General features: G+C 52.5%; 9 protein-coding genes. 3 read left to right on the top strand and 6 right to left on the bottom strand.

Annotated features, from left to right (window positions below; genetic code table 11):
- The first annotated feature begins 2 nt into the window (after positions 1 to 2).
- A complete protein-coding gene (gene gyrA, locus RTK01_RS05810; RefSeq protein WP_312280066.1) occupies positions 3 to 2,603 on the top strand; it encodes a DNA gyrase subunit A in 2,601 nt (866 codons plus the stop codon).
- A 227-nt stretch (positions 2,604 to 2,830) separates the two neighbouring features.
- Here gyrA and rnhA read toward each other — a convergent pair whose 3' ends face one another.
- Positions 2,831 to 3,268 carry a ribonuclease HI gene (gene rnhA, locus RTK01_RS05805; RefSeq protein WP_312280065.1) on the bottom strand — a complete coding sequence of 146 codons (438 nt, stop codon included), beginning with the start codon at positions 3,266 to 3,268 and terminating at the stop codon, positions 2,831 to 2,833.
- Positions 3,269 to 3,325: 57 nt separating this feature from the next.
- Complete coding sequence (locus RTK01_RS05800; protein ID WP_312280064.1) at positions 3,326 to 5,248, bottom strand: NAD(+) synthase; 1,923 nt, start codon at positions 5,246 to 5,248, stop codon at positions 3,326 to 3,328.
- Positions 5,249 to 5,892: 644 nt separating this feature from the next.
- Between RTK01_RS05800 and RTK01_RS05795 the strand changes: the two genes are divergently transcribed.
- Both RTK01_RS05795 and RTK01_RS05790 read left to right on the top strand, forming a co-directional pair.
- Entirely contained in the window at positions 5,893 to 7,257 is a 1,365-nt protein-coding gene (locus tag RTK01_RS05795) for an NCS2 family permease (RefSeq protein WP_312280063.1), read from the top strand.
- Between the two features lie 262 nt (positions 7,258 to 7,519).
- Positions 7,520 to 8,044: a transposase gene (locus tag RTK01_RS05790; RefSeq protein ID WP_312280062.1), complete on the top strand. Its 525-nt coding sequence runs from the start codon at positions 7,520 to 7,522 to the stop codon at positions 8,042 to 8,044.
- 299 nt (positions 8,045 to 8,343) lie between these two features.
- On the opposite strand, the gene RTK01_RS05785 is transcribed toward RTK01_RS05790, so the two are convergent.
- From RTK01_RS05785 to RTK01_RS05770, 4 genes are all read right to left on the bottom strand, one after another.
- The gene (locus RTK01_RS05785; protein ID WP_312280061.1) at positions 8,344 to 9,198 is read right to left on the bottom strand and encodes a MurR/RpiR family transcriptional regulator; all 855 of its coding nucleotides are present in this window, start codon (positions 9,196 to 9,198) and stop codon (positions 8,344 to 8,346) included.
- A 131-nt stretch (positions 9,199 to 9,329) separates the two neighbouring features.
- Positions 9,330 to 10,526, bottom strand: a complete 1,197-nt coding sequence (locus RTK01_RS05780; RefSeq protein WP_312280060.1) for a pyridoxal phosphate-dependent aminotransferase — start codon at positions 10,524 to 10,526, stop codon at positions 9,330 to 9,332.
- A gap of 21 nt (positions 10,527 to 10,547) precedes the next feature.
- Positions 10,548 to 11,807, bottom strand: coding sequence for a dicarboxylate/amino acid:cation symporter (locus RTK01_RS05775; protein ID WP_293010094.1), 1,260 nt, complete (start codon positions 11,805 to 11,807; stop codon positions 10,548 to 10,550).
- Positions 11,808 to 11,876: 69 nt separating this feature from the next.
- Entirely contained in the window at positions 11,877 to 12,581 is a 705-nt protein-coding gene (locus RTK01_RS05770) for an RraA family protein (RefSeq protein WP_293010095.1), read from the bottom strand.
- Positions 12,582 to 13,572: the final 991 nt, after the last annotated feature.

Genomic DNA, 13,572 nt, shown 5'->3' with positions numbered 1-13,572 from the left:
ACATGAGTAAGAAACCGCAGTACGACCCCGAGGAGATTCGGTTCCCCAACCAGAAAATTGAGCAGTCCCCTCTGGTCACGGAAATGCAGAAATCCTATATCGAATATGCTATGAGCGTCATTGTGGGCCGGGCCCTGCCGGACGTGCGGGACGGATTGAAGCCCGTCCACCGCCGGATTTTGTACGCTATGTACGAGGACGGCCTGACCTTTGAAAAGGCATTCCGCAAGTGCGCCACCGCCGTTGGCGACGTGCTGGGCCGGTACCATCCCCACGGAGACGCGTCGGTGTACGACGCGCTGGTGCGCTTGGCACAGGACTTTTCCATGCGCTATATGCTGGTGGACGGACACGGAAACTTCGGCTCCGTGGACGGAGACCCCCCCGCGGCTTACCGATACACGGAGGCCCGCCTCTCCAAAATTTCCGAGGAAATGCTTCGGGATATCGAAAAGGAGACGGTGGACTGGTCCCCCAACTTTGACGAAACGAGAAAAGAACCCAAGGTCCTCCCTTCCCGTTTTCCTAACCTGCTGGTCAACGGTTCCAGCGGCATCGCCGTGGGCATGGCCACTAACATCCCGCCCCACAACCTTCGGGAGGTCATCGGTGCGTGCATCCATGTGCTGGAGGACCCCGAGGTTCAGCTTGCGGACCTGATGCAGCATGTCACAGGTCCCGATTTTCCTACGAAAGGCATTATCATGGGCCGCAGCGGTATCCGCGCCGCTTATGCCACCGGCCGGGGCCGGGTGATAATTCGCGCCCGGACGGAATTTGAGGAGTTTGGAAAGGACCGTACCCGCATCGTGGTGACGGAGATTCCCTATCAGGTCAACAAGCGGATGCTGATCAAAAACATGGCCGAGCAGGTGGAGGATAAGCGGCTGGAAGGCATTTCCGACATCCGGGACGAGTCGGACCGGAACGGAATGCGCATGGTCATCGAGCTGAAGCGGGACGCAAACCCTCAGGTAGTGCTTAACCGCCTGTTCTCTCAGACTCAGCTTCAGTCCAGCTTTGCCATCAATATGCTGGCGCTGGTGGATAACCAGTCCCAGCCGAAAATTCTGTCCCTGCGGCACATTATCGACGAATACCTTCGCTTTCAGGAGGATTTGATTGTCCGCCGGACGAAGTACGACCTGAAAAAGGCGCAGGAGCGCGCCCACCTGTTGGAGGGCCTGCTCATCGCGCAGGACCACATCGACGAAGTGATCCGGGTCATTCGCAGCAGCTATGACAATGCAAAGCTGAATTTGATGGAAAAATTCGGCCTGGACGAGATTCAGGCGCAGGCTATCTGCGAAATGCGGCTTATTTCCCTTCAGGGCCTGAACCGGGAAAAGCTGGAGGCGGAGTATAAGGATCTGGAGGAGAGAATCCGGTATTATGAAGACCTTCTTGCTTCCAACGAAAAAATCCGCGCCTTACTGAAGGAAGAATTGACCGCTATCGCTGAAAAATACGGCGACGACCGTAAGACCGAGATTCAGGACGTGGAGGACGAAATTGATATTGAGGACCTGATCGAAGAGGAGGAGTGCGTCTTCACTCTGACGGAAGCGGGCTATATCAAGCGAACCCCTGTCAGTGAATACACGGCGCAGTCCAAGGGCGGCATGGGCAAAAAGGGTATTACCACCCGGGAAGAGGACGTGGTGGTGGATGTGTTCACTGCTTCCACCCATGACTATATCCTGTTCTTTACCGACACCGGAAAGGTCTATCGGAAGAAGGGCTATCAGATTTCGGAGTCCGGAAAAACAGCCAAGGGGACGAACCTGATCAACATTCTTCAAATTGAGCAGGGAGAGCGGGTGCAGGCCATGGTCCACACTCGGTCTTTAGAGGACACGAGCCGGTTTTTCTTCATGGTGACCCGGAACGGCACGGTGAAACGCCTGCCGGTGGCTACCTTGAAAAATCTGCGGAACAACGGGATTCGCGCTCTGCGGATGGACGAAGGGGATGCGCTGATTACCGTCCGGGAGACGGATGGAACCAAGCGGATTCTGATTGCCACCCACGACGGGCAGGCCGTCTGTTTTGATGAAACGGACGTGCGCGCCATGGGCCGGGACGCCACGGGCGTCCGGGGCATTCGTCTGCGGGAGGGCGACTATGTGGTGGCTGCCGCCCGTGCGCTGGAAGGAAAAACGGTTCTCTCCATCACGGAAAATGGCTATGGAAAGCGCACCCCCGTGGAGGACTACCGGATTACAAACCGTGGCGGCCTTGGCATCCGTAACTACATGGTGACGGAGAAAACCGGCCCCGTGGTGGGTATGAAGGTGGTGGACGGCAACGAGGATCTGCTGCTGGTTACCCAAAGCGGCATTCTCATCCGCACGGCGGTGGACAGCATCCGTATCGCCGGACGGTCCACTCAGGGCGTCATTGTCATGCGCTTTAAGGAAGACGGGGATCAGGTGATTTCCCTTGCCCTGACGGACAAGGAAGAGACTTCCGAGGAAATGACCGGGGAACTTCCCGACGGGGAAAGCCTGCCTGTTGAAGAGAAGACTTCCGAAGAAGCGGAAGCTTCTGTTGAAGAGGAAGCTTTGGAAGAAGACGGGACTTCCTCCGAACATCAGGAATAATCATTGAAAAGAAAAGGGCTTGCCATCCGGCAAGCCCTTTTTTATGCTTTGTGGAAAACTTTTTTGTTTTCGCATAAATTCCTTCTGCAAAAAGTCTTTTTTAGAATAAGAAGGCTTATCTATAAACAAAACAATAAGGATTAGAGGAATCAAATTCATCTAATCCTTATTTTCATAGTATTTTAAGGTCACAGAAAAATTCTTTAAACCTTAGAGATAAAACCTGCTTACTTATATTTTCTGCTTTCCAGCACCGCCAGCTCGTCGCAGCGGTTGTTCTCTGCGGTGTCGGCATGGCCCTTCACCCAATGATAACGAAGGGTGTGGGTTTCCGTCAAGGTCAGCAGCTTATCCCATAAATCCGGATTTAGCGCGGGCTTCTTGTCGGACTTCACCCAGCCTCGCTTTTTCCAGCCCTTTGCCCAACCCTTTTCCAGTCCGTCAATCACGTATTTGGAGTCGCTCCACAAATCCACGGTGCAAGGCTCCTTCAAAAACGACAGCGCTTCGATCACGGCGGTCAACTCCATGCGGTTGTTGGTGGTGGCCGGTTCCCCACCGGAAAGCTCCCGGCGGTGCTCTCCGTAAAGCAGGACAGATCCCCAGCCCCCGGGGCCGGGATTTCCGGAGCAGGCGCCGTCGGTATAGATGGTGACAGTTTTCATGAAAACTCCTTTAAGCTTGTAAAATCCGGGCCTCTTAACCGGTGTGCCCCAGAGCGCTTATTCCAGCGTGTCCAGCTCCGCTTGCCACAGGGCGGCCTGCGCGTCGCTGGGCATCCGCCAGTCCCCCCGGGGGGATACCGCCACAGAGCCGACCTTCGGCCCGTCCGGCAGGCAGTTGCGCTTAAACTGCTGGGAGAAAAACCGCCGGTAAAACACCCGCAGCCACTTTAAAATTACCGCCCGGTCATACCGCTCGGCCCAAGCATACAGCGCAAGCCGAAAAATTTTCCCCGGCTCAAAGCCCCAGCGCAAAAAGTAGTACAGGAAAAAGTCATGCAGCTCGTAAGGCCCCACCAAGTCCTCGGTCCGCTGGGCAATGTCGCCACGCACGGCAGGCAGCAGCTCCGGGGACACAGGCGTGTCCAGAATGTCCTCCAACACGCCGGTGAGGTCCCCGTCCTTATCCTGATTGTCCCGGGCCAGATAGGCCACCAGATGGCGCACCAGCGTTTTGGGAATAGAGGCGTTGACGGCGTAGTTGCTCATATGGTCGCCGTTGTAGGTGCACCAGCCAAGAGCCAACTCGCTTAAATCTCCCGTGCCGATGACAAGGCCCCCGGTCTGGTTGGCAATGTCCATCAAAACCTGCGTCCGCTCCCGGGCCTGTCCGTTTTCAAAGGTAACGGAGTGGTCGTTCATGTCATGCCCGATATCCCGGAAGTGGCTGCGGACAGTGGCGGAGATATCCACGGTTCTCAGCGTGGTTCCCAGTCGTTCCGCGAGAATCACCGCGTTGTTTTTCGTGCGGTCGGTGGTGCCAAAGCAAGGCATGGTCACCGTCACAATATCCGTCATGGGTCTGCCGAGTAAATTCATGGAAAGAGCGGCAATCAGCACGGCCAGCGTAGAATCCAGCCCACCGGAAAGACCCACTACGGCGGTTTTAGACCCCGTGTGCTCCAGCCGATGCTTTAAGCCAAGGGAAGCGATCAGCAGAATTTCCCGGCAGCGCTTGTCCCGGTCCTCTCGCCCCTCCGGGACAAAGGGCATAGGGGCCACATAACGGGTGAGCTTCGTCCGAGTCACCGTCAGGGAAAAGGGTACTGTAACAGGGGCCGTGGAAACCGGTTGCTCCGGCATAATCTGGGTCCTTCTCCGTTCATAGCACAGGCGCGCCACATCGATTTCAGAAATCAAAAGTCCGCCTTCAAACCGCTGTTCAGCCAGAAGGGTTCCGTTTTCTGCAATAAGCTGGTGCGCGCCGAACACCACGTCGGAGGTGGACTCCCCCTCCCCTGCGCTGGCATATATATAGCCGCACAAAAGCTTTGCCGACTGCATGGTCACAAGCTGGCGGCGGTAGGCGTCCTTCCCCACCAAATCGTTGCTGGCGGACAGGTTGCCGATGACGGTGGCCCCCGTCTGCGCCATGGTGACGGAGGGGGAACAGGGAGCCCACAAATCCTCGCAGATTTCAAAGCCCATCGTCAGCTCCGGCATTTCTTCGCAGGAAAAGAGAATTTCCGCGCCAAAGCATACCTCGATGCCACAAAGCTTAACCATATTAAACGGATCTTTCGGAGCCGGTGAAAACTGCCTCTTTTCGTAAAACTCCCCATAATTGGGCAGATGCGCTTTGGGGACTACACCGAGAATTATTCCTTTTTGTATAACCACTGCACAGTTATACAATTTGTTTTCAAATCGAACAGGCAGGCCCACGGCAGTGACAACCTCCAGATTCCGGGTGGCCTCCAGCACGGTTGAAAGGGCCTGTTCCGCGCCGCGCAGCAGAGATTCCTGATAAAAAAGGTCGCCGCAGGTATAGCCTGTCAGCCCCAGCTCCGGCAGCACCAAAACCTTCACCCCCGCCTGCTCTGCCTTGCGCATCAGGGTAAAGGTTTCCTCCGCGTTGCGGGCGCAGTCAGCCAGATGAAGCCGGGGACTGCCGCAGGCGACAGAGATAAAACCGTCTTTCATGCAAAACGCCTCCCGAGTAAAAATATTGTTCTTATAGTATACCACGCCGAAACATTTCGCAAGACGGAAAGTGTCGTTACGGCTATGGCGGTGCAGCAATTTTGCAGGCGAGACGGAAAATGAAAGCGTTCTGCCGCCGCCTTGCGGGGGCGCTTTTAAAAAAGCACGCAAAAAAGACCGCCGAAGCGGTCCTTTTTGCTGTGTGTGTTTTAGGAGGGAGAAAACGCATCGGGGTGGGAGTCCCCTTTGCTGATTCTTAAGATACCCGAAAAACATTGCGGAATTATGCATTTGATGTGAACAGTCTGTAAACAAACACGGGGTTTTATTCCTAAGAAGTTATAAAGTCTGAAAAAACCTGTTGAAAAAGAGGTGCACAAATAAAAATTTTTGCCAATGTTTTTTGTGAAAACTGCCATTATAGACATTCATGTATAAAATGTTATACTGTATATTATGTATCATTATGTAATATGCTGTACCGTATGGGAAAACCCTTGGTGTATATCTTTGCGGCGCAGTTTTTAGTTTTCCGCAAAGAGAAAGCCAATTGAGAAGCCGCCTGCACAGCGGGGGAAGGGGGGCCAAGGCAGCGGGGGCCGTGTGACCAAAAACAAGACCCTTACTATTTTAGGAGGTATCCAATGGACAAATTTTTTAAGATCACCGAGCGCGGGAGTACCGTCAGAACGGAAATTCTGGCGGGTATTACCACCTTCATCACCATGGCCTATATTCTTCCGGTAAACATGGGAATCTTGAGTCAGGCCGGACTGAATGCAGGCGGTGTTTTCCTGGCTACGGCGCTGTCCGCGTGTCTTGGCACCATGCTGATGGGCCTGTGGGCGGGAATGCCGTTTGCGCAGGCGCCGGGTATGGGCCTGAACGCCTTTTTTACCTACACGGTGGTATTCGCCATGGGCTTCTCCCCTTCTTTTGCGCTGGCGGCGGTTTTGGTGGAGGGCTGCATTTTTCTGGTGCTCAGCCTTACCGGTATACGCTCCAAGCTGCTTACCGCAATTCCCAAGCAGCTTCGTCTGGCCATCTCGGCCGGTATCGGTCTTTTTATCATGTTCATCGGCTTCCAGAATTCGGGCATCATCGTGGGAGGCGCCACGCTGGTTGAGGTAAACGCGAACCTGACCCAAGCGGGCGTGTTTTTGGCGCTTCTTGGCATTGCTATCACGGTAATTCTTTGGATGAAGAAGGTGAAGGGCGCGCTGCTGATCGGCATCTTTGCGACTTGGTTTATGGGGATGGCCGCCCAGGGAATCGGCTGGTATCAGGTAAATCCTGAAGCAAGCGCGTATTCACTGTTCCCCTCTGCCCTGATTAGCTTCACTTCCTTCTCGGGTCTTTCGGAAACCTTCGGCCTGTGCTTCTCAGGTCTGCGCGACGCATTTGCCAGCGGCAAAAACATCACCCAGTTTATCATGGTTACGCTTACCTTCCTGTATGTGGATATCTTTGATACGCTGGGGACCTTTGCGGGCGTTGCCACCAAGGCCAAAATGATTGATGAAAACGGAAACTTCCCCGGCGTCAATCAGGCTTTTGCCTCCGACGCTGTGGCCACCACGGTGGGCGCCATTCTGGGCACCTCTACCGTCACCACGTTTGTGGAAAGCGCCTCCGGTGTGGAAGAGGGCGGACGCACGGGACTCACCGCCGTTACCACCGCCATTTTGTTCCTGCTGGCGGTCCCCTTCTTCCCTGTTATCGGCGCCATCCCCAGCTTCGCAACCGCGCCTGCGCTGGTGGTTGTGGGTATCATGATGTGCGAGCCGATGGAGGAGTTTGAGTGGACAAAGGTGGAAGCGCTGGTTCCCGGCGTGTTTGCCATCATCTTCATGGTTGTGGGCTACTCCATCTCCGCCGGCATTATGTTTGGCATCCTGTTCTATCTGTTGGTGCGGGTCGTGCAGGGCAAGGCCAAGGAACCCGGCGTCGTGATGTGGGTGCTGGGTGCGCTGTTCCTGTTCAAGCTGTTCATTTTCCCGCTGCTCTAAGCAAAGCGGACAAATTAAAACGAGTCCTCCGGCGAAAGCCGGAGGGCCTTTTTTGGATGTTTAGCGCGGAAAAAAACGCTAAGTAATGTCTCCTAACCAATTCAAAACCGCTTGTAGCACAAGACTTTGAGTCCCAAGCATGGTATAATATGTGCAGGGAAAAAGCCGGAAAGAGTCAAAAAATCTTGCACAAAAGCGTGATGTGGATGTACAAATACAGCAATGGGCAGATCAGTCTTGCGGATTTCAGGCACCGGTAGGGATGCATTTGAAAGAGGACAACCGCTGGGTGAAGAAGGCGCAGCCCATCCTCTGGATGGAAATTGAAGATCGCTATGCCGCCTTGTTTACTAACCGGAAAGGCAAGGAGGGAAAGCCTGTAGAGTTTGGCGCGAAGTTGGACATCAGTGTGGTAAACGGCTGGACCAGATTGGAGTGCTTCTTCTTTAACACCTACAACGAGGCGGGGAATCTCGCTGCCATATCGGAATGCGTCCAGGAACGGGAAGGGCATTATCCCAGCTGGATTCTGGCGGATAAGATATATCGGAACCGGGAGAATTTACGCTATTGCAAGGAACATGGAACTCATCTCTCCGGTCCCGCGCTGGGCAGGCCGAAGAAGGGCAAAATCCCCGATAAAACACAGAATTTTCTGGACAAATGTGAGCGTGTGGAGGTGGAGCGGCGGTTCAGTTTGGCCAAGCGCAAGTGCGGCTTGGGACTGATTACGACCAAGCTGCGGGAAACCATCGCCCACAGCGTTGCTATTCTATTTTGGTGCTGAGCCTCGGGAAGATTCAGTGCACCCTGCTGCGATTGCTTACTCTTTTGGAATTATGGATGATCCCCAAGAAAAAGCAGCCTTTGTTCAGGAGACATTAAGTAGCAGTCAGATGAAAATAAGCTATCACGCGAAAAAGCGTCCTGCTGTCCTTGCCGGCGCTATTAAATAAAAGGCTTGCCCCTGCATTTGCAGACGGCAAGCCTTTTCAGAGGATTAACGATACTCATGGTCTTAGTTCTAAACGTTCTCCTTAATGAATCCGGGTTCTTCCCGAAAGCACAGAATCTCCGCATAAGAGATCAATATAACTTCTCTGAACCGATCACTTCGTCCAGTTCCCGAATCCGTGCATCCGACGTAAGATTGCTGCGTCCGCTGATGGCCAGCAGGATTACCTCAGATACACTGAGGGGAACCACATAAGAGTTTGTAAAACCAAGCCCTTTAACATGCGCAATGGCCACGGAATCTGCAAGCGCGGCCAGCGAATTTGTGAGCCGGTCTGTAATCAGAATAATTCTTGCGCCCCGCTCCCGGGCCATTTTCATCAGCACCAGACAAAGCTCTGAATAACGCGGAAAGCTATATAAAATCAGGCAATCCTGCGCCGTGATGTCTACCACATTCTCAACCGCCGTGGCATCCGCATGGGTAATCGGAATAATATGGGGCAGAAGCAAAATCAGTTTACTGGCCATATACTGTGCGCAACAGGCGGTTCCGCGAAAACCAACCACATATTTCCGGTCGCTGTTTAAAATCGTGTCTACAATTTTATCCACCGTGGCATTATCCAACTTGGAAAGGCTCTGTTGGAGATTGTCCAGCGTATAGCGGGTAACGTCGCTGATGAGACTGTCTTTATGAAGGCTGTCTCGAGTAAAATCATACTTTTCGCTGGGAGAGAGATCTTTTTGACTCTGGTACTGCTCAGCAATGCGGCGGTTCATCGCATTGCGAAATTCACCGTAGCCGCCAAAACCCAGCTTGCGTATAAACCGAATCACCGACGCATCACTTACACCCACCGCCATAGCAAGATTTGTGGATGTCTGGAATCCCACCGTGTCCAGATGGTCCAGAACATAATCAGCAATACTGCTGTCTGTGCGGGTCATCGCCATTTTTTGTATTTTGGAAACAAGATCATTCATAGGCTTTTCCCCTTCCCTTTTCCAAAATCAGCATATCACATTTGTTTTTTTCGGTCAATCCCGCAGCCGTAGAAAAGACCGGATCCTCATTAGGAGGATCCGGCCTTTTCAATACGCAAAATATGAGATTATTAGGAGAGAGACGCCAAGGCTTTTTCAAAGCGATCCAATGCCTGCTCCAAATTCTCAAGGGAATTGGAATAGGAAATGCGAATCTTTCCGGGGACATTATATGCCTCTCCGGGAACTGTGGAGATCAGCGCCTCGTCCAGCAGATATTGGCACAGATCCACCGCTGTTGCGATTTTCCGCGCGCCAAAAGACTTTCCAAGATATGCCTGCACATCGGGATAAACATAAAATGCACCCTTTACGGAGGGGCAGGTAATGCCCGGAATTTGATTTAGCCGCAAAATGACATAATCTTTGCGGCGCTTAAACTCCTCCACCATAATTGTCAAATCATGCTGTGAACCGCGGAGGGCGGCAACAGCGGCCTTTTGGGAAATGGCGCTGGTGGCGGAGGTTGTTTGACTCTGTACCGCCATAATCCCCTTAATCACATCCGCGCGGGCCGCGGCATAGCCGATGCGCCAGCCGGTCATGGCATAGGCTTTGGAAAAACCGTTGATGGTGATGGTGAGATCCCGCACTTCCTTGGAAATGGAAGCGACGCTAAAATGCTTTGCGTCGTCATAGATTAGTTTTTCATAGATTTCATCAGCCACAATAAAAAAGTCATGGGCAAGCGCCAGGTCCGCAAGCTTGCGCAGACTTTCTTCGCTGTAAACGGCGCCGGTGGGGTTGTTGGGCGTACAGATAATAATGGCCTTTGTCCTTGAAGTAATCGCCGCTTTGATTGCGTCTAAATCCAGCTCATAGTTATCCGGACGCACGGGGACAAAGACTGGTGTGGCTCCCGCCAGACGAATCATTTCCGTGTAGCTCACCCAGCAGGGGATGGGCAACAGCACCTCATCGCCGGGGCCGGCAATGACCATCATACTGCTGGCAATGGCCTGCTTTGCACCAACGGCAGTGGTTATCTCGTTGACGCTGTATTCCACATGGTTGTCTTCTTTAAGTTTTTTGATAATTTCCTCGCGCAGCTCCAAAATTCCGTTGCCCGAAGTGTATTTGGTGAAGTTGTCGGCAATGGCTTTCATTCCGGCCACCTTAATATAGTCCGGCGTGCCAAAATCCGGCTCTCCCACATTCAGAGAGATAATGTCTTTTCCTTGCCGCTTCAGTTCCGCAACCTTTGCGATCAAGGCGGAGGTTGGTGAGCCGCTAAATTTACTCATGCGCGGCGCAAGTGTCGTACCCATTTTCTAATTTCCTTTCCCTTGTTATTCTACATTTATCGTCTCAAACGCGGCGGTGGATTCGTTAAACTCCTTGGGATTCCAGAGATTTTCACTCTTTGCCACAAACATGGTTCCCAGCACATCGCCGGAGACATTCAGTGTGGTGTGAGACATATCAATGAGGCGGTACATTCCGGCGATGGGGCCCATCAAATCCATAGGAAGATTCAAAAGGTTCAGGAAAATCGCGCCGGTGACAATGCCGCCGCCGGGAATACCGGGAGCCGCGATGGACATGAGTGTAGAAATGGAGATGACCATAATGATCTGGCTGGGGGTCAGAGTAAGACCATATATCTCAGCCACAAAGAAAGCCAGAATGGTCTTGTAGATGGCCGCGCCGGTTAAATTGATCGTGGCACCCAGAGGAATGGAGAAAGAAGCAATGCTGTTGGGAATCCCCAGACGCTTGGTCGTCACGTCCATGGTGATAGGAATGGTACCGGCGGAGGAGTTGGTCGCCAGCGTATTCACCCAGATGGGAACCATTGCCTTGCACATTTTTCCGTACCGCACGCCGGTGTATGCTTTGACAAATAGGCTGAAGCCAGCCCATGCAAGCAGGCAGCTGGTATAATCGGTGGCGACAAACTTGGCAAGAGAGCCAAAGAGCTGTGGGCCATAGACGGCGGTGGTGTTGGCCATCAGCGCAAACACGCCGATGGGAGAGTAGATCATGATAATATCCAGCATCTTGTAGATCACGCCAGCGGTCTGGGTCATAAAGTCAGTAACCACCTGAGCCTTTTTTCCAAGAAATACTAGAGAAATACCAAAGATCAGGGTAAAGAAGATCATCTGCATAATATTCTGATCCGACATGGCCGCGACAATGTTGGTGGGAATCATGTCCAGCAAAAACGCGCCAAAATCCGGTGTGGTCAATTCCGATGCGTCATAGGCACTAAGTACACTGGTGTCAAAGCCAACGCCGGGATGAATAATATTTACGATGACCAGGCCGATCATGCAGGCGATAACCGTCATGGCAACATATACCGCAACAACCTTCGCACCCACACGTTTAAGCCTGTTTACATCACCAATCGAAGCAATGCCGCTGGTAAGACTAAAAAAGATTACTGGCACAATCAGCATTTTGATCATATTCATGAAGGCCGTGCCGAAAGGCTTGACCCAGACGGAGAAATCGTAGAAGAACAAGCCGATGACAATGCCCAAAAGGAAACCGAGGATGGTCCGATGGGGTAGATATTTTTTCCCAAGCAGTTTTTCTCTCATAATAACATCTCCTACACCAAATTAAAGCGCCCGGCGCTCAGTTGCCGTATGGTCAGACTTCCGCGTGATTTAAGCGTGCTCCCCGTATATCTCGTCCACAAATTCCGTTTCCTGTTCGCGGAGCTTTTTCAAAACCCACTCCCGCTTGGAGGTCCCTTCTCTGGCGGCACGAACCTTTGCCTCGTCCTGCTGGCAAAAAGCCTGTGCCTTTTCAAGAACCGCAGCGGCATCCCGCAGCGGAATGACGATGATTCCGTCGGTATCGGCCAAAATAATATCCCCCGGATTGACACTGATGCCGCCGCAGGCAATGGGTACATTGATCTCGCCCGGACCATTTTTATGAGGGCCACCCGGCGTGGAACCTGTGGCGTAGACAGGCAGCTTCATTTCATGCAGCGCATCCAGATCCCGAACAGGGCCGTCCACTACCAGTCCGCCCAGTTTGCGCTGATATTGCGCATAAGTAAACATTACCTCGCCCATCAGCGCGCGGGTGGAGTCCTCATCGTTGGATACCACAATGATGTCCCCGGGCTGGGCCATATCCAGCGCCTGATGAATAAAGAGGTTGTCCCCTGCTCTGGCCTTTACCGTCAGCGCAGGACCCACCATGATATTCGTTGCCCCGCTCATCCGTTTTAGGCGGGGATTCATTGCGCAGGACCGCCCCATGGTGTCTGCAATGTTTGCCGCAGGGATTTTTGCGAACGCATCGAGTAACTCTTGGCTGGGCAGCGCGCGCTTGAGATACACGCGATTTCCGATTGCCATCCAATCAGCTCCTTTGTATAATTTTCTTCATACTATATTATTGAATAATATTTGTCAACATTTTTATTAGCACAATAACTTTTTACATTGCTATTTAAATAAACCGCTAAAGAACGCTAAAATAAGTCGTAGTGCTTCTACTTCAAGAAATCACGGCTCATATGTGATTGCCTGCTTATCTACAAAAAGTTTCTTAATTGATTGTAAAATGAAGTTGGACAGGCAGTAAAAATCCATAGCGATTTAACCCGTATGGTAGAATGGAGATCTCACACAACCATTTTTCCAAAGGAGGGCAATCACTATGGATAGCCAAGGTTATATCACAGTAAAGCCAGAACGCAAGAAGGGCGAGCATTTAGGGCCTGAAGAGCGTGGATCCATGAAGGTCCTCCGTAAGTGAGGTCTCGATATAAGAGCCATAGCCAGAGAGGTCGGCTGCGCACCGTCCGCCATCACAAATGAACTGAAGCACGGCACACCGTCCCGAAAGAGCAATAAAGGTGCCGGCGGACAGGGGTTTAATACAGGTGGTGTGGAAAATCTTATTTGGAGGGCCCCCCGCAGCGCCAAATAAAAAGCATATGATTGGTTCACGTGTGAGGGGCTCTCCCGAGGAAAGATTTTGCTTTTGCCGCGCTGTGCAGCGGCGGTTCTGATTGCGTAATTCAGCGCCGTGCTGATTGTGTACGCAGATATCATGAGAGTTAAACTCCGTATGAGATTTACTGGTCAAAAAATAACGCCAAGCGCCCCCCTGTTGCCGGGCGTGTCCGCTTGGCGCTTTTCCTGTTTGCTACTCTGATAGAATCCAGCGATCGATTCTCCATATCCGCCCTCACTCAGCGCTTAAACAATTCGCAAAACAGTTCCGTCCTCCTGCCATTTGCAGAAACGACTGTCCATTGTTTTCCAGAATCCGTATCGCTTAGCCAGGGCTCCCCAACCTGCTCCGCTCCGTCCCTTTCTTACCCTGCCTTCTGCTGCATTT

This window comes from Oscillibacter sp. (genome assembly GCF_031978065.1).
GTDB lineage: Bacteria > Bacillota > Clostridia > Oscillospirales > Oscillospiraceae > Oscillibacter.
This window is presented reverse-complemented; position numbering and strand designations above follow the sequence as displayed.

What these genes read in the sequence shown, in the direction of transcription:
- RTK01_RS05780 (WP_312280060.1), bottom strand. Translation starts at nt 10,526, where the DNA reads ATGGGTACGACACTTGCGCCGCGCATGAGTAAATTTAGCGGCTCACCA.
- gyrA (WP_312280066.1), top strand. Translation starts at nt 3, where the DNA reads ATGAGTAAGAAACCGCAGTACGACCCCGAGGAGATTCGGTTCCCCAAC.
- RTK01_RS05790 (WP_312280062.1), top strand. Translation starts at nt 7,520, where the DNA reads ATGCATTTGAAAGAGGACAACCGCTGGGTGAAGAAGGCGCAGCCCATC.
- RTK01_RS05795 (WP_312280063.1), top strand. Translation starts at nt 5,893, where the DNA reads ATGGACAAATTTTTTAAGATCACCGAGCGCGGGAGTACCGTCAGAACG.
- RTK01_RS05785 (WP_312280061.1), bottom strand. Translation starts at nt 9,198, where the DNA reads ATGAATGATCTTGTTTCCAAAATACAAAAAATGGCGATGACCCGCACA.
- RTK01_RS05775 (WP_293010094.1), bottom strand. Translation starts at nt 11,807, where the DNA reads ATGAGAGAAAAACTGCTTGGGAAAAAATATCTACCCCATCGGACCATC.
- RTK01_RS05770 (WP_293010095.1), bottom strand. Translation starts at nt 12,581, where the DNA reads ATGGCAATCGGAAATCGCGTGTATCTCAAGCGCGCGCTGCCCAGCCAA.
- RTK01_RS05800 (WP_312280064.1), bottom strand. Translation starts at nt 5,248, where the DNA reads ATGAAAGACGGTTTTATCTCTGTCGCCTGCGGCAGTCCCCGGCTTCAT.
- rnhA (WP_312280065.1), bottom strand. Translation starts at nt 3,268, where the DNA reads ATGAAAACTGTCACCATCTATACCGACGGCGCCTGCTCCGGAAATCCC.